Here is a 23,400-nt window from a genome sequence, read left to right as displayed (position 1 = left end):
GCTTATGTGTATCCACTTTCTTGTTACCGGATGCACAAAGTTGATAAAAGAATTAGGCGCCAGCCCAGACTCTTTATCTGATCCTTCGACTTCAACCTGTATAACGTTCCCCACAGACACCGTTTCTTGATTGACATTTATACCTGATAAGACTGGGGCAGTTACATCTTCTATTGCGTATATTTTATTATTAATATTTAAAGAAAAAGCAAGGGTAAATATTAAAATGTAAAGAAATATTTTCATACATAATTTCCTCCTAAATTACTCAGTACTTAAAAATCAAAACACACTTACAGATTAATGTATAAATTATAGGAAATACAATATTATTAATAATTAAATTGTAAATAAAAAACAATTTTTTATTGCTATTAACATAATTTTTATTCCATAAAAAGAGTATTTTTTCACGCGTATTTTGTATTTTCTAGCCTATAATTATCATATACGAAGAAAATATAGAAGTGAAGGATTTTTTAGCTATATTTATCATTGTGTTATTTTTGTCAAATAAGTAAAACATTAAATTTATATATACTGTGAAATCTTTTTTTAAAAAATGTAGTATTTGTCAGTTAATTTATTTTGTTTTCCAATATTATTTCAATGAGTATTTTTAAAGAGACCGCCGCCCAAACCTTGAACTGAGCCTTAAATGGTAGATACTTCAAAAAGTTTTTACCATTTGGTTGTCTTTCTAATTTCGGACCCCGATACTGAACATATCTACTGGAACTGGAGAGATTGTCATGATTAAAATCATCTTTAACAAACATTAATGCGGCATAATGCGAACGAAACGGACAAGCAAATTAGATGCGTATATGCCCTACCTACTTCAACGGATTCGAGAAGGAACCACCAATTGTGTTGTGCTTTTCGAGGAGATCCAGGCATAAGGGTTTAAGGGAAAAAGTACGATCTTAAAAGATTTTGTGCAGCCGCACTGGGAACAAACGAAGAAACAGGCGCCCCGACACTTTGAGACGCCACCTGGCCAACAGGCACAAATGGATTCATTGGGCAGAAGTCGGGTTATACGAAGTCGATGGCCGCCTTCAAAAAATCTATGCGTTTTTGATGGTATTGGGGTATTCCCGAATGAAGTACATCGAATTTACAACTGATACGAAATTGGAAACCTTAATGAAATGCCACATGAATGCCTTTGCCTATTTCAACGGTATTCCGAATCAAGTTCTCTATGACAATATGAAAACGGTTGTTATCCGGCATACACCGGCAGAAATTCGCTTCAATCAAAATTTTGAAGACTTTCTCGCTTACTACGGTGTCACACCCAAAGCGTGCAAACCCTATCGCCCCCAAACGAAAGGGAAAGTCGAACGAACGGTCGATTACATGAGACGTAACTTCTTTCAACGCCGGCATGAACCGACACTTGAAGCGTTGAACCAGGACATGCGCAAATGGCTGGATCAGACCGCAAACAAGAAAAAGAATGAAACGACCCAGGAACCGCCGGTTCAGCGCTGGCAAAAGGAACAATCTTTTCTACAGGCTTGGGGAACGAAGGAGTTGTTCCCGACCACGCATTGGGAAATGCCTGAAGTCAGTCGCGATTGTTTCGTCTCCTACTTGGGGAATAAGTATTCCGTTCCGTTTCGATATGCTGTAACCGCTAGAATAAAGTGAACAGTTTTTGCTCATTTCGATTGAACACTTTTCGCCCAATCAATTCTTTCCTATAAACTGATTTTATCAGCTTGTAGGAGGAACATCATGGAGGAAAAGTTAATGGTATATCTAGAAGTTCATCAATTGAAAAAGCAAAGATTGAGGGTGGCACAGATCGCCAAAAGATTAAAGATTTCACGCACCACGGTGTAAAAATATCTGGAGATGACGTTTGAAGAGGCAGTAGAAGAATTTGAACCAGGTGACCGAAAGAAGAAGTTGGATCCCTACCGGGATTGGATCGTGAATTGGTTGAAGGAATTCCCTTCCCTAAGCGGAGCTCAAGTATATGATTGGCTGCAAGAAAAGTTTCCCGATATCAATGTTGGAGAGAGTACAGTGCGCCGTTATGTCAATGAGGTAAGAGAGCTGTATCAGATTGAAAAGAAAGAAGAGCCACGTGAATACGAGTCAGTCGATGAACTGCCGCCAGGAAAACAACTGCAGGTAGATTGGGGCCAGACGATTCAAAAGGATACACACGGAAAAGAAGTCCGCCTTTACTTTATCGCCTTTGTGCTAGCACATTCTCGTCAGAAATATACTTGGTGGTTCAATCGACCATTTACGACAGCGGATACGATACGTTGCCATGAGCTGGCGTTTAAGTACTATGGCGGTATAGCAGAAGAAATCGTCTATGACCAAGACAATCTCATCGCTGTCAGTGAAAATGCAGGAGACCTGATCTTAACTGCAGCGTTCCAACAATATATCCAACAAAGAAAGTTCCGCGTGTATTTGTGTAGGAAGGCAGATCCGGAATCCAAAGGAAAAATCGAGAATGTTGTAAAATACGTCAAGAACAACTTCGCAAAAAATCGCGTGTATTCGACGCTGGAGGATTGGAACGACCGCAGCCTGAACTGGCTGGAGCGAACCGGAAATTACAAGGTTCATAACACGACAAAAAAGAGACCTTACGAAGTGTTCCTCCTGGAAAAGCAACACTTACGCAAGATCTCTGACCCACTTTCTTTCGAAAGCAACTATACAGAAAGTATAACAAGGAATGTCCGTAAGGACAATACGGTGCATTTCCGTTCTAATCGGTATTCTGTACCACTCGGCACCTATACGAAACTAGCAAATGTCCGTTTACACATGGCGGATAACTTACTCAAAATCTGCGATCCGTCTACAGGTGAGGTGATCGCTGATCACACCATTTCCCTAGAGAAAGGTCGTCTGATTAAAAATAGAAACCATTCCCGTGAGCGTTCCACGTCGCTCGAAGGGATGAAACAGGAATTGATCACACTCCTTGCCCATGACAAGGCGAAAGACTACATAGAAAAGATCAGTGCAGACTATGGGCGGTATCGGCGAGACCAGTTTGCGCTGATCAAGAAAGTGACGCAAGAGAATGCCGAATGGGCTCATTTGGCGCTTGAAAAGTGTATAAATGAAAATCTTTTTAGCGCAAATGCCTTTCGAGATGTCGTCGACTTTCTTCGTCGGACGAAGTCAGACCAGCCAATGAAACTTGAGGAGAACAGGAAACTCAAGGTCGATATAGCCGTACAGACCCGGGACATGGATGAATACCTCCAATTGATGGGAGGGAAACGTATTGAGTAAGAGTGTTACAGATATTCAGCAGTCCTTTCGCCAATTGAGGTTGGCTGAGACGGCCACGGCCCTTCCGGACCTTCTCCGGAAGGCGGAACAGAAATCATGGACCTACTTAGAGTTTTTAGAACAATTGACAGCTTCCGAACTTGAAAAGCGAGAAAAGAAAAGCATTGAGAAACGACTGAACTGGGCAAGGTTCCCGTACCATCGGCCACTCGATCTCTTTCGGATTGAAGAACAGGAAGCTATCACCGAACGGCAATTAAAACAGTTGCTTGAATATGAGTGGCTTGAACAAAACTACAATCTCATCCTGCTTGGACCGCCAGGTGCAGGAAAGACACTACTATCGGTAGGACTTGGTATCGAAGCCATCAACAGAGGGTTTCAAGTATATTTCATCACGATGGGAGAGTTAATTCAGTTACTCAAGACCGAAGAGTATGTAAATAAATCGAAAATCCAATTGAAGCGCTTGCGCGCTTCCGATCTTGTCATTATTGATGACATCATGTACATGGCTATGGATCAGCGAGAAGCTACCCTTTTCTTCCAACTGATTCATCAACTTTATGAGCAGTGTTCGTTGATTTTGACATCTAACCGAAGTCCTGAGGAGTGGACGGAGATTGTAGGAAATGAGGGAATGATGACGGCAATTTTGGATCGTCTATTACACCGAGTAGAAGTCATCCATATGAACAATGAGAGCCATCGATTGAAACATCAACAGAAAATTTTTAAAGAGTAAAAAGTGTCCAGCGTAAATGAGCAAAATATGTTCAATTGGTATTGACGGTTACATATGCCGGTCATCAAGTGAAAATCAAGGTGAAGCTGGAGAAGCAATTGGAGATTTTTGATGAAGTGGAATGCATTGCGCAACACCCGATTCTTTCGGGTGAAACACGTACTCATGTCCGCTTTGAACATTACGAGGGGATACAGGAGGCAAAAGAAAAAGAGCGAAAACAACAGAATCCCATCGGTTTGGCGACCCAGGATTCAAGCATTTTCACTCCTTACGTTGAAGCACGTTCCCTCGCAGCTTACGCCGCCTTTGAAGGAGGTGATTTCGAATGAAATCCCTTCTGGAAGAACGGCTTCATCAGCTGAACTGGTCGCATACGGCCAGTCAGCTCGATGATTTGGTCGAGAACGCTTCTACCCATAATGTATCATATTTCGACTTTTTACACACGGTCGTTTCCGGAGAATGGGAACACCTAGAATCCGCCGAGTTGAGCCGAAGAATTCACCGGGCGAAACTCCCTTACACCAAAACCATCCATGATTTTGATTTGGCATTCCAACCGAGTCTTAACGAGCAACGTATCAACAAAACACTGACCTGTCGGTACATTGCGAATGACGAAAATCGACTTCTCCTGGGACCGCCAGGTGTCGGCAAGAAGCATCTGGCAATCGCTTTTGCATTGGAAGCTCTCACCCAAGGCTATAGTGTCCTCTTCCTTACCGCAGCCGATTTGGTTGCGGAGTGTCACAAGGCCGAGGCCAAAGGGACGGTCTCCCGTCTTATCAAGAAATGGACACGACCGGATTTGATCGTGTTGGACGAAGTCGGCTACTTTCCGTTTGACGAGTTCTCAGCGAATATTTTTTTCCAAGTCATCTCGAAGAGATATGAGCACGGCGCGATGATCTTAACCTCAAACAAATCATTTATCGAATGGGGAAAGGTCTTCGGAGATGATGTCCTAGCCACAACCATTTTCGACCGTCTGCTTCACCATTCGGTGACCTTTAACATCAAAGGTGATTCTTATCGCCTGAAGGAAAAGAAAAAAGCCGGGATTTATCCGGCTCCCCCACCGGCAAAGTAGCTCAAGTGGGGAATTTTATTCCGGCTATGATGGGGGAAATTAAACCGGCGTTGACAACTAGAAAGCATTGACGCATTGACGCATTGATGAATCGACACATAACCCAAAACATCTCCTGTAAGGGCAAGTGCCTCGACAGCGCCATGATTGAGAACTTCTTCGGCATTCTCAAGATAAAGATAAAGCTCCTCTACCTGCAGGAATTTGAAAGCGCGAAGTATTTTTACCAGGAACTGGATGGCTATATGGTTTATTACAAACAGAAACAACTGAAATCTAAATTAAAAAAACATGAGTCCGGTTGAATACCGGACTCATGCGCAACAAGCTTCTAGAATTTTTTGTCTATCTTTTTTGGGTCAATTCATACGGAGTATTGGATTTTTTAATGTATTCCCGTGTTTTCAAGATATGCATCAAATAGATCATGGAAACATAGTAAACTTGAAATCTTTGCTGAACAGTATATACACCCAGTGCAACTGACAGGTGCGGGAAATATTGATGCTGCGATGCCATCAGTCATATGAATGGCAGCTTTTTACTGGACAAGGGTATCCAAGCAAAAAAATGATCCTAGTTGTACTTTACACTTCCAGTAGTTCCTATACACCCCTTATGTTCGGAACAATTATGGGTAACTCAATACCTCACAATTATGACTGCACTAAAAACCTGCTCCCTTATTATTGGACCAGGCTTTTTTAGCATGTATTTATTGGTTACAGACTGATTTATCTAAGACACAAAGGCGCGGATTTTTCAGATAATATCAGATAATTACTCTATTAGTTTTTTAACTATTTTAGCTGGATTTCCTGCAGCTATACTATAAGGGGGTACATTTTTGGTTACAATAGAGCCCGCACCAACAATCGCGCCTTTACCAATATTCACACCTGGTAATATAATTGCACGAGCACCAATCCAAACATTATCCTCAATTACAACTGGTTTTGATTCAGTTTTACCGTGAAAGCTTAAACTTTTCTTATCAAAATAATGATTTGTTGAATAAATTAAACATTCGGGGCCCATCATAACATTTTTTCCGATCACAACGTCCCCTAAAACGCATTTAACTCCTATACCCGAATTATCCCCTATTTTTAAAGAATTTTGAATAATAGAACCTCTTTCAATATTAACATTTTCCCCTATCTCCTCCACTACTCTTGAGGCACAGAAGTACCTAAACTTTTTTCCCACATCTCCTAAGGGATAATATGATGTGGGAAATAATGATCCTACGGTAAACAAAATGAGTTTCCACATCTTTTTTCTCATAAAATACTCCTTAAAATAATTAGTTCAATCCTTTGAAAAATCTGTTTTCTCTACTATTAATTCGACTAATAAGAAATCTAGCAGATTATCGATATCAATTGATTTAGTATGAGACATAATATATGCATAGCTGTACTCACTATAAAGATTGTGGTTATCACTAATTTGACTGGTCTCAATAATATAGATAGCACCGTTCAACTGGTAATATTTAGGTAGAGATTGTCTGTTTTTATCGATTAAATCTTGGGAAATAAAGCTTTCTAAGGAAAGATTCTCTGGCAAAGTATTTGTCCATAATGGAGAATGTTGTGTTTCACATACCGATATAATAGTTTTAGCTTTTTTTGTCTCTAGCATTGCATATGCGCCTTTTATATCCTCTGCATCTCTTAAAGGTGAGGTGGGTTGCAGTAAGCAAACAGTATCATAGTTTTGACCTTTCTGCTTGTAAAATTTTAAAATATCATTAACTACATCCCAAGAAGAGGTCGTATCCTTTGATAGATTCATACTTCTTAAATATGGTATTTCAGCGCCATATTTTTGGGCTATTGCTGCGTATTCTTCTGAATCTGTGGAAACAATGATTTTATCAAAAACACCACTATTTGTAGCTGCTTCAATAGTATAAGCCATTAAAGGTTTACCATTTAGAAGTTTAATATTCTTATTTTCCAGTCCTTTAGATCCGCTTCGAGCCGGGATCACAGCTATATGTTTCATTTCTTTACCTCACAATCATAAAATTGCTTTTGTAAATTCATTTTTTTTGATAATAAAAACTCTGTAAGTACTTTTACAATTTTCTCAGAACTTTTTCCATCGCCATATGGATTAATAATATATTTCATTTCCGCTTGAACTCTCGAGGATTTTGCTGTATTAATAGCTTTACTGATTGAGTTGGTGTCCGGTTTACAGTTTATTACGCTTTCAGCTTGCAAACGCCCTTTTTGTCGATCACCTATGTTAATTGTGGGAACATTAAAACTAGGGGCTTCAATTAATCCGCTCGACGAGTTTCCAATAACCATGTTAGAATATTTCAATCCACTTAAATAGGACTTCATTCCTAACGACGTATAAGCTATTGCATTTTTGTTTTTAGTGCAATATTCATCAATTAACTGATTTATTATCCGACCATTTGCATCAGCATTTGCTTTTGTAAAAATAAATTTCATGTCTTTTTGTTTTTCACAAGCTGCGAGTAGAGCCATGGTCTGTTCTTTTGAATGATTCGCCTCTAAGGTAACTGGATGAAAAGTAACCATTGCATATGGTTTATCTAACTTAAACTTAATGGCAGACTCCAGCTCAACTTTTGTTAACAATGATTGATTTAAGATGTTCTCTATTCCCAAAGCACCTACAGTAAAGACGCGATTAGGATTCTCACCTAATTGAATCACTCTATTTCGATATGTGTCAGTACTTGTGAAGTGCAAATAACTAATTTTGGTAATGGCATGTCGAATGGATTCGTCTATTGCACCTTCGGTAGTTTCACCACCATATAAGTGAGCAATTGGGATTTGCTGATTCATTGCAGCTATACAAACAGCTAAAGTTTCGTATCTATCTCCAAGAACAACCAAAAGATCTGGTTGAGTACGTTGAAAGTAATCGGCGAAACTTATTAATGCTAACCCCATTGATTTAGTAATCGCTGCTGGAGTATCTGCACTTACCAGCATGTCGATTTTTGTATCTATTTCAATCTTATCTTTCTCTATCTCTTGATAAGTATGGCCAAATTCTGGTGATAAATGAGCACCTGTAACAGCAATTTTTATATTAAATTCACTTTTATCCATTAATTTATCGATAACTGGTTTAAGAATACTATACTCAGCACGTGTTGCAGTTAGTATACAAATTGTATTCACCATTCAATCAACTCATCTTCTTCAAAGTTTTGTTTTGAAGTTTGCCCTATAATTTCGAACCAATTCATTGGACTAATACCTTTACCAGGGCGTTTAACAGTCAAGTTTTCCTCTGAAAATTTTTCCCCTTTCTCTATTCGTCTACTTGCTACCAGACTTTTACGAGCAATTTCAATATTTTTCATCTCAGAAGGAGTAGGTTTTTTTTCAAAATTGCCTAAGGCTTGCTCAATATTCCTAATAGCTTTTACCATTGCCTTGAATTCTTCAGGCTCGAGACTAGCTTTATGATCTGGCCCTTCCATCTGTCGATCTAAAGTAAAGTGCTTTTCGATAACAGTTGCTCCCATAGCGACAGCAGCTATTGCAACCTCTATTCCATTGGTATGGTCTGAGTAACCAACTGGAAGATTAAATTCTTTTTCGATTGTTTTCATTGCATTTAAATTTACATCCTTATAAGGAGCGGGATACTCAGTTGTACAGTGTAATACTGTTATATCTTCTGTACCATACTTCCGGAGAACCTCAAGCGCAGCTTCAATCTCTACTATATTACTCATTCCAGTTGAAAGAATGACAGGCTTTTTTAGCTCTGCAATTTTAACTAAGTATGGAAGATTATTAATATCCCCAGAAGGAATTTTCCATATCTTCATGTTTAAACTATCTAAAAAATTGATACTTTCTAAATCAAAGCCAGTCGACAGAAATTCAATCCCCAACTTTTCACAATAATCATTAAGATCAATAAAATCCTCGAAAGATAACTCCAGTCCTTTGAGCATATTAAATTGGCTCTCAACTTTATTCATATTCAGTTGTTGATAATTTGCTGTTTTTGCTTGTCTAGTGACTATATTTTTTGCTACAAACGTTTGGAATTTTATACAGTCCGCCCCTGCTTCTATAGCTTTATCTACAAGTTTCTTTGCAAGTTCTATATTTCCATTATGATTTACGCCAGCTTCAGCTATAATATATGTTTTCACTCTCTATCTCTCCTTACAAGGATTTCCATAAGCTATTGATTTTGAAGAAATATTTGTCACAACAACACTTCCCATTCCAATTATACTGTCGGGTCCGATAGTAATTTGTTCTCGTACAACACTGTTCGCCCCGATGTGGGTATTTTTTTTAACACTAACATCTCCACAAAGTACAGATCCCGGAGCAATGTGAACGAATTCTTCAACGGTACAATTATGCTCAATAATTGAGGCTGTATTGATAACACTACCTTTCCCTATAGAACTACCTGCATTTATTACAGCATTCTTTCCTATAAAAACTCCTTCACCAATTTCACTGTATGGGCTTACGATGGCTGAAGGATCAATAAAAGAAGGTAATTTAAAATTTAAATCTTCAAGTAAACATACAAGCTTTTCTCTTAGGAAATTATCGCCAATTGTAACACAAGCTGAATTATAGCCTTTTTCACGTAGTTTCGGAAGATCTTCATCAGTTCCTGAAATTGAATATTTCAAAACTTGTTGACCTAATAACTCTTTTCTGTCAATTATACGGATGTCTGTATACTCATTCAAGGACATAATACTATCTAACACTGAAATACAATGCCCCCCAGCACCCAGCAGTAATAGTTTTTTATTCATTTTTTTCGAGTCTCTTTCTCATATTTTCCATCTCATCAATTTGCCCCATATCTAACCATGCGTGTTCGCTTATTGGATATACGCCTATTTTATATCCCTTTTTCTTATAACCCTCTATTATATCTGGAAATCCTATGTACATATCGTGTTCCATTTCATCAATTATTGATGGTTCTACAATATACATGCCAGTATTAGTAAAGAAAGAAATTTCAGGTTTTTCTTTCATCTTATCAATTTCACCTAATTCGTTTATTTCAACTACACCATAGGGAATTTTGATATTTTTTAATGAGCACACCATCGTGATTAAATTTTTTTCTTTTTTATGATAAGAAAATATCTTTTCATAATCTTCTTCTATAAGAATATCGCAGTTAGTTAATATAAATGTGGAATTAATTTTTCCTTTTAATAAACTGAGTCCTCCCCCCGTACCTAGTGGTATTTCTTCATCTTCATAATTAACCTCATATTTATTATTGTTTTCGTTGAAATACGCTTTAATCATATTTTTTTTGTGATTTACAATTAAATGAAATTTCTCACTTCCATTATCATACAAACGGTTCATAATATGTTCTATTATCGGAATTTCTCCGATTGGAATTAGAGGTTTGGGTAAAATTTTAGTATAAGGATAGAGTCTTGTACCCAATCCTCCTGCCATAATAACGACAGGAACATTCAATCTCTTTTTTTCATTTATCTCCTCGCTGTTCCATAAAATAATAGAAATTATTTCACCACTATCATTTAAAACTGGAAGTGCTTCGACACCATATTTCTTCATAATTTCTTTTGCAATGTTTTGGTCTTTTTGATATACAAATTTGGGTTTATAGTTTGCTATGTCCAAAACCTTAGCATCGAGGCTTCCTTTTTTTAAAATCCATCGTCTTATATCGCCATCAGTAATAGCTCCCACAAAGCAATTATTTCTTGTTACAAAAAGAACCTTCTTTGCCACTTGATCGAGTTGTTCCATAGCTTTAAGCATGGTAGTTTTATCATCAATCAAAAATTCTTTTATATTCATAATTTTTCTCTCCTTCTAGAGTATCCATTTACTCAAAATCTAAACTTTCCAATACTCTGAGAATTTCTTTCTGAGATAAATTTGAACTGCAGGGAATATTTAACACACTTTCTAAATAATGATATGCTTTTTCAATTTTATAAGATTGGTTATTAATATATGGCTTCTGTTGATGAATTAATCCCCAGATTGGTCGTACTTGAATTTTCTTTTCGGCTAAATACTTAATTAAATGGTGCCGGTTCATTGGATAATCTTTATTTACGACCATAGCATAAAACCAGTAGTTTGATCGTATATCTGTTCGATGTTGTAACAATGACAAATTTTGAATTTGACTAATTCCTTCTAAGTATATTTTGAAATTCATAGTTTTAGTACTAATAAATTCTTCGAGCTTTTCAAGCTGAGCTAATCCCAAAGCTGCTTGTAAATTAGTCATTCGATAATTATAACCCACTTCATCATGTGTATAATAAAGGTCATCGCTTTTTGCTTGAGTAGTTAGATGCTTTGAGAGAGTTAGAAGCTTTTCATCATTTGAAACGATCATTCCTCCGCCACCAGTAGTCATGATTTTGTTGCCGTTAAAAGAAAAAACTCCAATATTCCCAACTGTTCCAGCATACATCCCTTTATAACGTCCATTCAGATAATAAGAGCCCAACGCTTCTGTAGCGTCTTCGATTACTGTAAGGTTATAACTGTTTGCAATACCATTTATTTTCTCCATATCACATAAATTTCCAAACACATGTACGACTACAATAGCTTTGATATGTTTTGAAGTTATTTTATTAATTAGTTTATTGTCTTTAAATACACATTCTTTCTCGCAAAATTCTTTCAATTTATCAGGATCCATACAAAGTGTATCATCACAATCCATAAATACAGGGTCCGCACCTAAATATTTAACTGGATTGACTGCTGCTATAAACGTAAGAGTAGGTACGATTACCTCATGTAATTCTGTGACGCCACATACCTGTAGCGCAATATGCAAACCTGAGGTACCACTTTGGCAAGAAACAGCGCCTTTAGCATTTACATATGCCGCTATTTTTTGTTCAAACTCTTCGATATAAGGACCACCTGTTGAAACCCACTCCGTCTTAACGGCGTGGGTTATATAGTTTAATTCATTCCCATTTAGATTTGGTACAGATAGGGGAATAAAATTTTCACTCATTTTAACCCCTCCTTAAATATTGTATATATCTGTTTTATATTTTGAGATATTCTCTTTAAAGAATTCTATAGTTTCGGCAATTCCTTCTTCAAATGTATAATTTGGAGACCAATTTGTTAATTTTTTTATTTTTTCATTTGATCCTAATAAGCGATTAACTTCACTATTTTCAGGTCTTAATCGTTGTTCATCACACACAATATTAGCTTTAGGATTGATTTGTCTAATTAATTCTTCTGCCAGTTGACCAATTGAAATTTCCTGTTGTGTCGCAATATTAATTTCTTCACCAATTGTATTGGATTCCTTTGCAATCTCTATGAATCCTGATACTGTATCTTTCACAAAATTAAAGTCTCTTGTAGGACTCAATGAACCAAGTTCAATTTCAGTTTTACCCTTCAAAAGCTGCGTAATAATTGTAGGAATTACTGCTCTAGCTGACTGTCGCGGCCCATAAGTATTAAATGGTCTTACAATTGTTATTGGCATATTAAAACTACGATAAAATGATTCTGCTAATCGATCTGCCCCTATTTTTGTAGCTGAATATGGCGATTGTCCCTGATAAGGGTGTAGTTCATCTATCGGTACATATTGAGCAGTTCCGTATACTTCCGATGTCGAGGTAACCAATAACCTTGACGTATCAAGTTCTCTTGCAGCCTGCAGAACATTTAATGTCCCCTTTATATTAGTGTCTACATATGTATCTGGAGAATGGTAACTAAATGGAATTGCAATTAAAGCTGCTAAGTGATGAACTTCATCCACCCCTTTCATAGCCTCTCTAACCCCATTAGGATCACGCACATCTCCACTAAAGATTTCGATTTCGTTTAAAGTGCTTTTGGGAATACTGTCTAACCAGCCCCATGTATTAAATGAGTTATAATTAACGAAAGCTTTTACTTCATGGCCTTGCTCAATTAATTTTTCAGTTAAATGACTACCAATAAAACCATCTGCACCTGTAACTAGAATTTTCATTTTTTTAACTCCTATCATATTTTTTCTGCTTACTAGCGATATAAATTAATATTGTACGAATTATTTCTGAAAGTAATGTTGAAATAACCGCACCAATAATACCTATATATGGAATTAAAGAAAAGTTTACTACAATATTGGTGATAGCAGCAATTGTACTGCTGGTAGCAATAGCTCCAGTTCGGCTATCATAGAATAATTTTGCAACAGGGATATAATAAATACCTTTTATCATGTTTGCTATCAGAAGTGCTGGTAATAACCAGACTGCATTAATAAAGTCTTCACCGACTAGTAATCTCGTAGCAATCATTGATATAGGAATAGCTAATATACCAGTACAAAATATAATAATTTTAAATATTTTCAGTATCTTTTCCGCTTCTAACACTTGGTTATCCTTCATCAGTTTAATATACCTAGGCACTAATGCACTGTTTATACTCTGATAAAAAATGATTAAAACCATTGAAACTTGCACAGCAACAGCATATACACCAATATCTGTTAGAGATACAAACTTCTCTAAAATAACTCTATCTGAGGATTTGATAATCCAACCACTTGCTACATGTGGTAGTAAGGGTATGCTAAATAACAAACTTAATTTGATGAAATTATAATTTAAATTAAACTTTAAATATTTAAACTGGCTAGATACTAATATAAGTACCGCTATAAAAGTAATTAAAAACTGAGAGAGCAATACTTTTTCTATACCTAAATCTTTAATTACAATGATATACACATTAAGTACCATGATAGAAAGCGTGATCAAAAAATTCGCAAGAACGAACATTCCCGCTCGTTCTTGTGCTCTTATTAAAGCAAACGGTAAGGCTAATAAAGCATTGCTCCAAGATAGAGCAACCATTAATATAAAATATGGATCAATTGGAATTATACTAAATAACAGACTTCCAATTTGATTTTTTAATGTAATTAAAAGAAAAGAAAGTGTGGTTGAAAAAATTATAACAAATAAATAAATAGCCCCTAAATACTCACGCTGTTCCTTAGAATTTTCCACATACTCGAAATAAAACCTTGTAACTGCTCCATGAAGTGATAGCAATAAAAAAACTTGGAACATTCCTACCAATGTCGTTATTGTACTTAAAGTGCCGTATTCTGAAGGCGTTAAATAATTTGTATAGATAGGCAGCATTATAAAACCTATTAACGGGGTCAACATCGATCCGACAGTATACAAAATTGAATTCCTAAGAAATATACTTTTTTTCATCCTTTTTCTCATCAGATAGTCTTTCTCAATATCTTCAGATTACTTTCTAACTCATCATAGGTACCCACCATTTTAGCCTCGTATATTTCTCTCAACTTATCCAAAAGTTTATCATCCTTAGATTCCCGGAAAAATAATTTATACAATGATAGAACTTGTATATTGTACCAATGATTAATATAATGACAACTCGAAGAAGAAACATGAAGTACAGCATCAATTCTTATAGATAGAGGTACTAATTCTGCAGGTAAATAACTTTTTTTATAAACAGTAACATTTTCACTTTTTTCAAATTTTTCATATTTATTTTGTTTTTCACCTGGATGGGGTTTTAATAAAAAATTATATTTTTTATTTTCTTGAAAAAAATAATATAATTCATTTAGCACCTCTGACTCTTCTTCTATGGTTAAAATACCTAATTCGGAAAAGGGTTGAGAAATGTACATAATCGTAATTTTAGAATCATCTATTTCAGGTAATGAAAAATTTTCAACTTCCTCAAAATAACTTAGTACTTTATTAATCCTAGTTAAATTGAAGGCATTAAAGTTTAGTTCCTTTATTTTTTTATCTTTCTTAACTTCCTGCGGCAAACTATTTGGTGAAGTTGCTAATATAGTATCAACTTTCGAATTGATTCCAAGTGATAAGATTTTTTCTTTAGGATATTCAAATAATATTCTCTTAATAATATTTTCTTTTTCTATTAACCCTTTTTTATAAACACTCGTATATAATCCTAATCCATCCTCTAATAATGTAACCTCTTTCCCCATATTTTCAGCATACTCAATTAAAGTTTGGTTTACAAAATCATAATCTTTAAAAACATACAATTCTTTGAAGTCACTTTCCTCCAAAAAATTTCTAGTTGAAATTATGACATTTTTGTTTTCAAGCAATTTCAATAACTTGTTTTGACTTTTACTTTTTTCAAAAAAAATATATCCTTCAATATCTTTATCTTTTTTTAATATATCTTTTAATTTAGAATTTTTCGAGTAGCAAATAACTTTAACGTTATTTAGATTATTAGAAGTAGTATAAAATTTCATAATCATATAGTGAAAAAAGGTATTAATAGAAAAAACATATATTTTATCCAATTATTTTAGCTCCCTTTGGATTAGGTTAATATAGCGTTAAGTCATCTATAGTTTTCCGTATATTTCTACTAATTTCTCCACATTCTTGCCCCTGTTAAATTTCTTTTCTACGAATTTTCGTCCTTCTATCCCCATACTTATTCGTATTTCCTCATTATTTAATAAGGAACTTACTGAAGAAACTATACTTTTAATATCTTTAACCGGAATCAATATGCCGTTTTTCTCATTTATAATTTCTCCATTCCCGCCCACATCTGTAGCTATAACAGCTGTCTCGCACCCTAATGCTTCAACCACTACATTGGGTAATCCTTCACTATAAGATGGTAAGACTAATATTTCTGAAGCATTATACCAGTCTTTCAATTCTTTATATGGTACCTTCCCTGGAAAATGTATATATTTTCCTAATCCATTCTTTTCCACATACTTTTTTAGTGATTTTTGTTCTTTTCCATTACCAATCATTATTAATCGAATATTTTTTTCATTCTTGCTCAATACTTCAATACTTTTTACTAATTCCCAAACACCTTTTTCTTTAATCAATCTTCCAACAAACAAAATTATTTTTTCTTTTTCATTAAATTTTAAAGTGTCTTTGATTGCTTGAACACTTTTCTCATTTTTTACAAAGCTATCTATATCGATTCCATTATATAGAACATCAAGATTTACATCTAAATTATAATCTTCTTTTACCTTATTTTTTAATGCTTCACTTACACAAAAAACTTTTTCAGAAGATTTCAAGACCGTATTAGTGTATTCTTTAGCTTTCTTGCTCTTGTTAGGATAAGTATATATATCGCTGCCCCTCAGAGTCGTAAGTAGAGGAATACTAAGCATATTTGCTAATTCAACACCTGCAATTCCAGCAGGTGTTGCCCAATGGCTATGTATTAGATCGGGTTTATTTATATTCTCAGAATAGTAACAATTTATTACAGCTTTAATATAAGAATTTACTGTAAAATTGTAGCCCATTTTTTTTGGAATCAATACATATTTCGGATAATATATATCTATTCCGTCGATATGATCTGAATTTTTGTAGGAAGGCATGCCCCCCTGGCTTAAGAATGGAAATTCGAAAACTGGATTAATAACTGTAATTGAATAGCCATAATCCTTAGCTACTTTTAACTGCTCATGAACAAATATTCCACTGTTCATATTAGAAGCATTCGGATAAGAATTAGTAATAACTAAAATTTCTTTCATTTTTTCTCCTTCATTTTCTTTAAGTATTTGCGTTTACATCTTTTTCGTCAACTTTACTTAAATTATAAATTATTAAGAAAATCAACAAACCTTGCCACCAATATTTATAGTAGATAATATCATTACCAAACCCTAAGAAAATAAAAATTAATATTAATGATAGTAAAGCGAACTTTTCTTTCTTATTATTTAAAGCCACTTTTAACATTTCAGCTATAAAAACGATCCATATAATTAATCCTACGACTCCTAATTCAACTAATAACAAAATATAAGTATTATGAGGTGCTAATCCAATGTTGTAAACTTCTGCATACTTAAATGTCGCTCCACCAATTCCATTTCCCACTAATATAGATGCATCTAGTATGTTAATATAGTTTTCCCATATCACAGTCCTCCCAGAAGTAACACTGTTAAGATTTCCACTAAATACTTCTGACATTTTCCTTATATTATCTAACCTCTCAAAGAGATGTAGCTTCACTAAAAAATAGAGAGAGGTGCTTGTAATAATCACAAGTAAAAAAAGGTTTTTTACTCTATTTAAAAAAAAGACTTTTCTTGCCTTCGACCTTTTCCCCAATCTTTCCTTAATAAATAAGTATATATACGCTGATACGAAAGAAAACATCAATGCGAGTATTGAGTTTCTTCCTTGAGTCATCATTAATAAGATTATCATTATGATTACAGAGATGGATAACAGTATCTTCGATTTAGTAGTTTCATACTTGTAAAGAACTGAGGATGAGACAATTGCCCAAACTAAAAAGGCCGCATACATAGTAGGGTTAGATTCTTCCGAAATAGTTAATCGTCGAGAAGGTACGTCAAAATAACTAATGGAAAATAAACCTACACTAACTGTTCCGGCTATATACGCCCACAAAAGGAACTTGTACGAAATCTTATATGAACTCATAAGATTATAAATAACTAAAACTGTTACATAGTAACTTATCAAAGTAATTAGTTCGTTTACGTTATGTTCTTTTGTAGTGCTCCAAAGTAAACTTAAAGTAGAGTAACAGATTAATAGCATTAAAATCGACAGATGATGAGGAAACTTAAAAGAATTAAAATGAAATAACGTGACTATAAAGACAAAAAAGAGTATCCCTAATGGAAAAAAGGAAGGCGAAATAGGAAAAAGTAATTCATCTTTCAAAAAAATATCCCAGGGTAATAGCAATAGATAAAAGCCTAACAGCAAAGTAATAATCTTTCCTTTGTCTAAGTTCATGACATTCTCCTCTTTGCCTTATGTAACGTATTATTACTAATAATTAAATCCATAAGCTTTTTTTCTTAATTTACGATTTAATAGATGAAAAAAATACTTACATATTAAGAAAGGATTCATTCTTTGCTTTACAACAAACTTTAACGCTTTAATAAACCTCTTTTCAGAAATTATATAGTATCTTGTTAACTGAAGGTTATGATGATTTTTTATTATCTTTTGATTTTCCAAACTTTCTGTCTTTATTAGATCACCAAATTTGGTTTTGAAATCATTTGTTATTTTTTCGAAGTCAATATTTTTTTTGGTCTTCTTCATATGTACTATTAATCCAAGATAGTGACAGTGAGCTATTTTATGTTTTTGTAATAGTCTACAAACAAACTCTACATCTTGATTTCTAGTAAAACTCTCATCGAATCCTTTCAACTCTTCTATTACTTCTCTTCTTACCATTAAATTAGAACCAGCATGCAAAAATAAATTTCTTTTCAATTCTTCAGTTAACAAATTTCCTTCTCTTTTTTCTGCGCTTTCCATAATCACTTTTCCATCTAGTTTCCGAATGTATTGACTGTAACATGCACCATATTCTGATCCTATACTTTCTAAGAGATTAAGTTGCATTTCTACTTTTCTTGAAAAGAATTCATCGTCGTCGTCTAAAAACATCAAATATTCTCCACTTGAGCCTTTAATACCAGTATTTCTTGCTGCAGAACCATTCAAGTTTTTTGAATGCTTTAAATAAATTAAACTTTCATATTTTAAATTCGACATAACTTCTTCTGTTAGTTTTCTGTCATTAGAATCCTCATTATTATCATCAACAACTATTATTTCGATATTTTTGTATGTCTGATTTAAAACTGAAGTTACAGCTCTATTTAATTGTACCGGTCTACCAAATGTGGGTATAATTACACTTACTTTTTTCTCCATTAAATTACACCTTTTCTTTATAGAAATTCCGATTATTCCAAACGTTTTATATAATAATCGCTCATTCATTTAGATGATTTCTATATTATGATTTCAAAATATGAAGACTTTTTAATGCCAGAAGCTCATTGATAACTTCTGTTTTTATATGCATCGAAGACTGATAATTGACGCTCCAATACCTTTTTCTCATCGAATTCTTTTAAGAAAATTCTCCTTGAGTTACTACCCAAGGTTTTAATTGCACTTTCATCTGTTAATATTTTTTCTAATGCCATGAACAGTGAATTACTATCTCTACTCTTACACAAATATCCATTAATACCCTCGAAAACCTCTTCTCTACATCCACGAATATTTGTTGCTACTATAGGTTTTCCCATTGCCATTGCTTCAATAATTGAACGCGGTAATCCTTCTCTATAAGAAGGTAGAGTGAAAATATCGGATGCTGCTAGTATTTCTGGAATATCATCACGCAGCCCTAATAAATGAATATCTTTCTTAGTAGAATATGGCATTCTATTAATTATTTCATTTATTGATAGTCCATCTCGATCTCCAGTAACTGCTCCTCCTACTATTATGAGCGCTATATCGTCATATTTAGCGGAAAGGCTTGCAAAAGCTTCACTTAACTCCTGAATTCCTTTTTCTTTCACCATTCTTCCCACAAATAATATAACTCTTTTATTTTCAAGATTTAATTCTTTACGGATATTATCCCCATCATGTTTAATTGGATTAAATTTTTCACCTGAAACCCCATTATTTATATGAACTAACCTATCTGGCTTGTTAAACTGTTTTTTTAGAGCTAGTTCATAATCTTCTTTGCTTTGAAAAAAAATAAAATCAGTTAAATATTTACCCCAAAACTTTTCTAAAAAATAAGTAATTTTATAAGCAAGCGGGCTCATATTTTCGTGAAAATAAAATCCATGGGCAGTATAAACACTTAAAGGTACATTTGTTATTTTAGCAGCCAGCCTTGTAATTAAACTAGCGACTGGGGTATGTGAATGAATAATATCGTATTTCTCTTTCCTTATTAAAGAAATCATAGCTAGTAATGACTTTAAATGATTAAATACGTTCATATCTCTAGTAAAAGGAATATGTTTAATTTTATATCCATTCTTTTCTAAATCCTGACCTATTTCATTCACGTTACAAGCTATATGAATCTTATAATTTTGATTTTCTAATTCATCAACTAAAGGTAACAAGAACTTTTTTACTGTGAAATCTACAGCTGTAACCTGTAATATTTTCATCGAATTATTCCTTTTTCTTTTAATAGATTTATTTCTTGAATTATTCCTTCATTAAAAGTTCTTGGATTATAATTCAATAATTCCTTAGCTTTCTTATTTGAATAAGCTTTATCTTCCTGTAAACGTTTAACTTGTTCCACCGAGATTAAAGGTCGAGGCATAATTTTTTTTAGTATGTTTGCACCGAAAACTGCAAGCGTAATTGGAATATAGACCAACTTGGTATTTTTACCTAAATTTTCTTTTATAGTAGTAATTACTTCTTTATAAGTTACTACACTTCCCCCTGATAAATCGAAGTCTTCATTATACAAATTTCTTGATTGGTACGCCGTCACGATAGTATTAGCTAAATCTTCTACATGAATTGGTTGCATTAAAGTAGAACCTTTCCCAAAAACAGGGAAAACAGGACTTCTATTTATAAACTTGATTAACTTATGCATATTATGATCTCGATGATTTCCATAAATCATAGTTGGACGCAAGATTATATAATTTGTGTTCGAGTAAGTATTGTTCAATATTTCATTTTCAATCTTCTCATACAAAGAACTATAACTTCTAAATTTAGAATAGACACCCGTTGTATGAATTAGAATTACTTTATCAACTTCATATTCATTTGCTTTTGCTAATAGAGATGAAGAATATCTTATATTGGCGATATGGATTATTGACTTGATAGGATATTTATCAAATAGCTCATTCAAGGTATTTGTGTTATCTAAATCACCAACAAATAATTCTATATCATACGTATTCATATGAACTGGTAACCTAGAAACACCAACTACTTCTTTCATATCTATTATTTTTGATAGTTTTTCCAAGACTAATGATCCGGTATTACCGGTAAAACCTGTTACTAAAATCATAAAGTTTTAATTCTCCTCACCATCTTACCGTTCTATAATCTCCATAATTCTAACTCTTCAGGTTTCTCTTCTTGTGAAAGAATGCTCTTAATATCTACCACTATTCCATCCTTTTCTTTTAGAAGAGCTCTTACTCCCTCCCACCCCATTTCTACATACTCTTTATGGGGAACTGCAAAAACAACTGCATCAGACTTTTCCAATTCATTAAAAGGAACTAATTCAATGCCATATTCTTGTACGGCTTCTTTTGAACTAGCTTCTGCATCTGTTACTTGAATATCGATATCAAATTCCTGTAATTCACGAATCACATCGATCACTTTTGAATTGCGAAGGTCTGGAACATTCTCTTTGAAAGTCAGACCTAGTACGGTAACTTTTGAGCCCCGAACTCCAGCACCTTTTTTAATAAGTTTTTTCACTAGAGTACTCGCAATAAAGTTGCCTAAATTATCATTTACACGACGGCCAGATAAAATCACCTCTGGTTGATAACCTACTGCTTGTGCTTTATGAGTTAAGTAGTACGGGTCTACACCGATGCAATGTCCACCAACAAGACCTGGTGAGAACTTAAGAAAGTTCCACTTTGTACCTGCAGCAGCTAATACTTCAGAAGTATCAATATTTAAACGATCGAAGATTAATGCAAGTTCATTCATTAGAGCAATGTTTACATCACGTTGTGTATTTTCAATAACTTTAGCTGCTTCTGCTACTTTTATTGAACTTGCTTTATGGACACCAGCTTTTACTACACTCGCATATGTACTAGCCACAATTTCTAAAATTTCTGGACTTTGACCAGCAACTACTTTTGTAATGGTAGTAAAAGTGTGTTCTTTATCGCCTGGATTGATTCGCTCCGGTGAGTAGCCTACAAAGAAATCAACACCATATTCTAGCCCTGAGAATTTCTCGAGAACAGGCACACAAACTTCTTCAGTCGCACCGGGGTAAACCGTTGATTCGTATACTACAATAGTTCCTTTCGACAAATGCTTACCGACTGTTTCAGAAGCTTTTACAAGCGGGGTTAAGTCCGGTTGATTGTGTTCATTTATAGGAGTAGGAACAGCGACAATCAGAAAATTTGCTTCTGAAAGTTTGCTGCCATTCGAGGTGAACTCAATATTCGCAGCTTGCAGTTCTTCATCCGTCACTTCATTTGTATAGTCTGTTCCAGATTGTAAAGAAGCGATTCGGTTTTCGTTAATATCAAATCCGATAATGTGATGCTTTTTTCCGAACGCTACTGCAACTGGAAGCCCAACGTAACCCAAACCTACTAAACCAATTTTTCTATCCATTATAATTTCACTCCATAATAGTCGACATACCATTCGACGAATTTACCTACACCATCTTTAATATTTGTTTGTGGCTGAAAATCTAAATCTCTAAACAAATCTTCAACGTTTGCATAAGTTGCAGGAACATCCCCTGCTTGCAACGGCATATAATTTTTTATTGCTTTTTTACCAGTTTTTTCTTCAATCGCTTCGATAAAGTCTAACAATTTCACAGGACTATTATTGCCTATGTTATAGATTTGGTACGGAGCATAGCTTGTTCCTGGATCTGGGCTTTCCCCTGTCCACTCAGGATTCGGCTTTGCAGGCTTATCGATTAAGCGAGAAATAGCTTCTACAATATCATCTACATATGTAAAATCACGCATCATTTCTCCGTTATTGAACACGTCAATAGGCTTACCTTCAAGGATATTTTTAGTAAACATAAAAAGTGCCATATCCGGGCGTCCCCATGGACCATATACAGTAAAGAACCTAAGGCCGGTTGTTGGAATATTATAGAGATTACTGTATGTATGAGCCATCAGTTCATTTGCTTTTTTGGTAGCTGCATAAAGACTTAAAGGATGATCAATATTATCATGCACCGAGAATGGTAGTGAAGTATTAGCACCATAAACAGAGCTTGAAGATGCATAAATTAAATGTTTAACGACGCTGTGTCGACATGCTTCTAGAATGTTCAAATAACCAACTATATTCGAGTCAATGTATGCTCTAGGGTTTTCTAAACTATACCTTACACCTGCTTGCGCAGCGAGATTGACAACAACGTCTGGTTTTTCTGTTGAAAAGATATTAGTAATCTCTTTATTATTTTCTAAATCTGCTTTATAGAAAGTAAAATTCTCATTCTTTAGCTGTTCTAATCTATCTGTTTTTAAAGTTACTGAGTAATAGTCGTTTAAATTATCAATCCCTATTACTTTATATCCATCTAAAACTAACTTTTTACTTAAAGTAGATCCTATAAATCCCGCTGCTCCAGTTATTAAAATTTTTCCCATCTAA

22 protein-coding genes and 1 pseudogene are annotated in these 23,400 nt (G+C 34.5%); 5 read left to right on the top strand and 18 right to left on the bottom strand.

What is annotated here, in order from left to right; all coding sequences use genetic code 11:
• Positions 1-246: hypothetical protein (locus tag ON064_RS03520; protein ID WP_274623644.1), on the bottom strand; the 246-nt coding region annotated here is incomplete at its 3' end.
• 738 nt (positions 247-984) lie between these two features.
• Here ON064_RS03520 and istA (ON064_RS03515) point away from each other — a divergent pair.
• The 5 genes and pseudogenes from istA (ON064_RS03515) to istB (ON064_RS03495) all read left to right on the top strand — a co-directional run bounded on the left by istA (ON064_RS03515) (position 985) and on the right by istB (ON064_RS03495) (position 5,120).
• Positions 985-1,659 carry an IS21 family transposase gene (gene istA / locus ON064_RS03515; protein ID WP_274623643.1) on the top strand — a complete coding sequence of 225 codons (675 nt, stop codon included), beginning with the start codon at positions 985-987 and terminating at the stop codon, positions 1,657-1,659.
• Positions 1,660-1,761: 102 nt separating this feature from the next.
• Positions 1,762-3,282, top strand: a pseudogene (gene istA, locus ON064_RS03510) (IS21 family transposase).
• Positions 3,275-4,027, top strand: a complete 753-nt coding sequence (istB, locus tag ON064_RS03505) for an IS21-like element helper ATPase IstB (protein ID WP_274623642.1) — start codon at positions 3,275-3,277, stop codon at positions 4,025-4,027. Before istA (ON064_RS03510) ends, istB (ON064_RS03505) begins: the two are co-directional and overlap by 8 nt.
• 68 nt (positions 4,028-4,095) lie before the next feature.
• Complete coding sequence (locus tag ON064_RS03500; RefSeq protein ID WP_274623641.1) at positions 4,096-4,359, top strand: hypothetical protein; 264 nt, start codon at positions 4,096-4,098, stop codon at positions 4,357-4,359.
• Positions 4,356-5,120 carry an IS21-like element helper ATPase IstB gene (istB, locus tag ON064_RS03495; RefSeq protein ID WP_274623640.1) on the top strand — a complete coding sequence of 255 codons (765 nt, stop codon included), beginning with the start codon at positions 4,356-4,358 and terminating at the stop codon, positions 5,118-5,120. Before ON064_RS03500 ends, istB (ON064_RS03495) begins: the two co-directional genes overlap by 4 nt.
• A 780-nt stretch (positions 5,121-5,900) precedes the next feature.
• Here the strand turns inward: istB (ON064_RS03495) and ON064_RS03490 are convergent.
• The 17 genes from ON064_RS03490 to ON064_RS03410 form a co-directional block, all read right to left on the bottom strand.
• The gene (locus tag ON064_RS03490; RefSeq protein ID WP_274623639.1) at positions 5,901-6,407 is read right to left on the bottom strand and encodes an acyltransferase; all 507 of its coding nucleotides are present in this window, start codon (positions 6,405-6,407) and stop codon (positions 5,901-5,903) included.
• Between the two features lie 24 nt (positions 6,408-6,431).
• Entirely contained in the window at positions 6,432-7,133 is a 702-nt protein-coding gene (locus ON064_RS03485) for an acylneuraminate cytidylyltransferase family protein (RefSeq protein ID WP_274623638.1), read from the bottom strand.
• Positions 7,130-8,302, bottom strand: coding sequence for a UDP-N-acetylglucosamine 2-epimerase (gene neuC, locus ON064_RS03480; protein WP_274623637.1), 1,173 nt, complete (start codon positions 8,300-8,302; stop codon positions 7,130-7,132). Before neuC ends, ON064_RS03485 begins: the two co-directional genes overlap by 4 nt.
• Positions 8,296-9,291: an N-acetylneuraminate synthase gene (gene neuB / locus ON064_RS03475; protein WP_274623636.1), complete on the bottom strand. Its 996-nt coding sequence runs from the start codon at positions 9,289-9,291 to the stop codon at positions 8,296-8,298. The genes neuC and neuB overlap by 7 nt, the downstream gene beginning before the upstream one ends.
• 3 nt (positions 9,292-9,294) lie before the next feature.
• On the bottom strand, positions 9,295-9,921 hold the full coding sequence (locus ON064_RS03470) for an acetyltransferase (RefSeq protein ID WP_274623635.1): 627 nt from the start codon (positions 9,919-9,921) through the stop codon (positions 9,295-9,297).
• Complete coding sequence (locus ON064_RS03465) at positions 9,914-10,960, bottom strand: sugar phosphate nucleotidyltransferase (RefSeq protein WP_274623634.1); 1,047 nt, start codon at positions 10,958-10,960, stop codon at positions 9,914-9,916. The genes ON064_RS03470 and ON064_RS03465 overlap by 8 nt, the downstream gene beginning before the upstream one ends.
• Before the next feature lie 28 nt (positions 10,961-10,988).
• Positions 10,989-12,152 carry a LegC family aminotransferase gene (locus ON064_RS03460; RefSeq protein WP_274623633.1) on the bottom strand — a complete coding sequence of 388 codons (1,164 nt, stop codon included), beginning with the start codon at positions 12,150-12,152 and terminating at the stop codon, positions 10,989-10,991.
• Between the two features lie 12 nt (positions 12,153-12,164).
• Positions 12,165-13,142, bottom strand: a complete 978-nt coding sequence (locus ON064_RS03455) for an NAD-dependent 4,6-dehydratase LegB (protein WP_274623632.1) — start codon at positions 13,140-13,142, stop codon at positions 12,165-12,167.
• Between the two features lie 4 nt (positions 13,143-13,146).
• Entirely contained in the window at positions 13,147-14,388 is a 1,242-nt protein-coding gene (locus tag ON064_RS03450) for an oligosaccharide flippase family protein (protein WP_274623631.1), read from the bottom strand.
• Between the two features lie 11 nt (positions 14,389-14,399).
• Positions 14,400-15,500 carry a polysialyltransferase family glycosyltransferase gene (locus ON064_RS03445; RefSeq protein ID WP_274623630.1) on the bottom strand — a complete coding sequence of 367 codons (1,101 nt, stop codon included), beginning with the start codon at positions 15,498-15,500 and terminating at the stop codon, positions 14,400-14,402.
• Between the two features lie 45 nt (positions 15,501-15,545).
• A complete protein-coding gene (locus ON064_RS03440) occupies positions 15,546-16,727 on the bottom strand; it encodes a glycosyltransferase (RefSeq protein ID WP_274623629.1) in 1,182 nt (393 codons plus the stop codon).
• Between the two features lie 19 nt (positions 16,728-16,746).
• A complete protein-coding gene (locus ON064_RS03435; protein WP_274623628.1) occupies positions 16,747-17,973 on the bottom strand; it encodes an O-antigen ligase family protein in 1,227 nt (408 codons plus the stop codon).
• A 36-nt stretch (positions 17,974-18,009) separates the two neighbouring features.
• The gene (locus tag ON064_RS03430; RefSeq protein WP_274623627.1) at positions 18,010-18,915 is read right to left on the bottom strand and encodes a glycosyltransferase family 2 protein; all 906 of its coding nucleotides are present in this window, start codon (positions 18,913-18,915) and stop codon (positions 18,010-18,012) included.
• Between the two features lie 125 nt (positions 18,916-19,040).
• Complete coding sequence (locus tag ON064_RS03425; protein ID WP_274623626.1) at positions 19,041-20,192, bottom strand: glycosyltransferase family 4 protein; 1,152 nt, start codon at positions 20,190-20,192, stop codon at positions 19,041-19,043.
• Positions 20,189-21,070 (bottom strand): NAD-dependent epimerase/dehydratase family protein, encoded by an 882-nt coding sequence (locus ON064_RS03420; RefSeq protein ID WP_274623625.1) that lies wholly within the window; start codon positions 21,068-21,070, stop codon positions 20,189-20,191. Before ON064_RS03420 ends, ON064_RS03425 begins: the two co-directional genes overlap by 4 nt.
• A 32-nt stretch (positions 21,071-21,102) precedes the next feature.
• Positions 21,103-22,383 carry a nucleotide sugar dehydrogenase gene (locus ON064_RS03415; RefSeq protein ID WP_274623624.1) on the bottom strand — a complete coding sequence of 427 codons (1,281 nt, stop codon included), beginning with the start codon at positions 22,381-22,383 and terminating at the stop codon, positions 21,103-21,105.
• A complete protein-coding gene (locus tag ON064_RS03410; protein WP_274623623.1) occupies positions 22,383-23,396 on the bottom strand; it encodes an NAD-dependent epimerase in 1,014 nt (337 codons plus the stop codon). The genes ON064_RS03415 and ON064_RS03410 overlap by 1 nt, the downstream gene beginning before the upstream one ends.
• Between the last annotated feature and the right edge of the window lie 4 nt (positions 23,397-23,400).

The sequence above is a fragment of the Planococcus sp. A6 genome (assembly GCF_028823615.1).
GTDB lineage: Bacteria > Bacillota > Bacilli > Bacillales_A > Planococcaceae > Planococcus.
This window is presented reverse-complemented; position numbering and strand designations above follow the sequence as displayed.

Coding starts and splice junctions, on each gene's coding strand:
- ON064_RS03460 (WP_274623633.1), bottom strand. CDS start 12,152: ATGAGTGAAAATTTTATTCCCCTATCTGTACCAAATCTAAATGGGAAT.
- ON064_RS03470 (WP_274623635.1), bottom strand. CDS start 9,921: ATGAATAAAAAACTATTACTGCTGGGTGCTGGGGGGCATTGTATTTCA.
- ON064_RS03485 (WP_274623638.1), bottom strand. CDS start 7,133: ATGAAACATATAGCTGTGATCCCGGCTCGAAGCGGATCTAAAGGACTG.
- ON064_RS03455 (WP_274623632.1), bottom strand. CDS start 13,142: ATGAAAATTCTAGTTACAGGTGCAGATGGTTTTATTGGTAGTCATTTA.
- ON064_RS03415 (WP_274623624.1), bottom strand. CDS start 22,383: ATGGATAGAAAAATTGGTTTAGTAGGTTTGGGTTACGTTGGGCTTCCA.
- ON064_RS03435 (WP_274623628.1), bottom strand. CDS start 17,973: ATGAACTTAGACAAAGGAAAGATTATTACTTTGCTGTTAGGCTTTTAT.
- ON064_RS03430 (WP_274623627.1), bottom strand. CDS start 18,915: ATGGAGAAAAAAGTAAGTGTAATTATACCCACATTTGGTAGACCGGTA.
- ON064_RS03410 (WP_274623623.1), bottom strand. CDS start 23,396: ATGGGAAAAATTTTAATAACTGGAGCAGCGGGATTTATAGGATCTACT.
- ON064_RS03450 (WP_274623631.1), bottom strand. CDS start 14,388: ATGAAAAAAAGTATATTTCTTAGGAATTCAATTTTGTATACTGTCGGA.
- ON064_RS03420 (WP_274623625.1), bottom strand. CDS start 21,070: ATGATTTTAGTAACAGGTTTTACCGGTAATACCGGATCATTAGTCTTG.
- ON064_RS03490 (WP_274623639.1), bottom strand. CDS start 6,407: ATGAGAAAAAAGATGTGGAAACTCATTTTGTTTACCGTAGGATCATTA.
- ON064_RS03440 (WP_274623629.1), bottom strand. CDS start 16,727: ATGAAAGAAATTTTAGTTATTACTAATTCTTATCCGAATGCTTCTAAT.
- ON064_RS03425 (WP_274623626.1), bottom strand. CDS start 20,192: ATGAAAATATTACAGGTTACAGCTGTAGATTTCACAGTAAAAAAGTTC.
- ON064_RS03465 (WP_274623634.1), bottom strand. CDS start 10,960: ATGAATATAAAAGAATTTTTGATTGATGATAAAACTACCATGCTTAAA.
- neuC (WP_274623637.1), bottom strand. CDS start 8,302: ATGGTGAATACAATTTGTATACTAACTGCAACACGTGCTGAGTATAGT.
- istB (WP_274623640.1), top strand. CDS start 4,356: ATGAAATCCCTTCTGGAAGAACGGCTTCATCAGCTGAACTGGTCGCAT.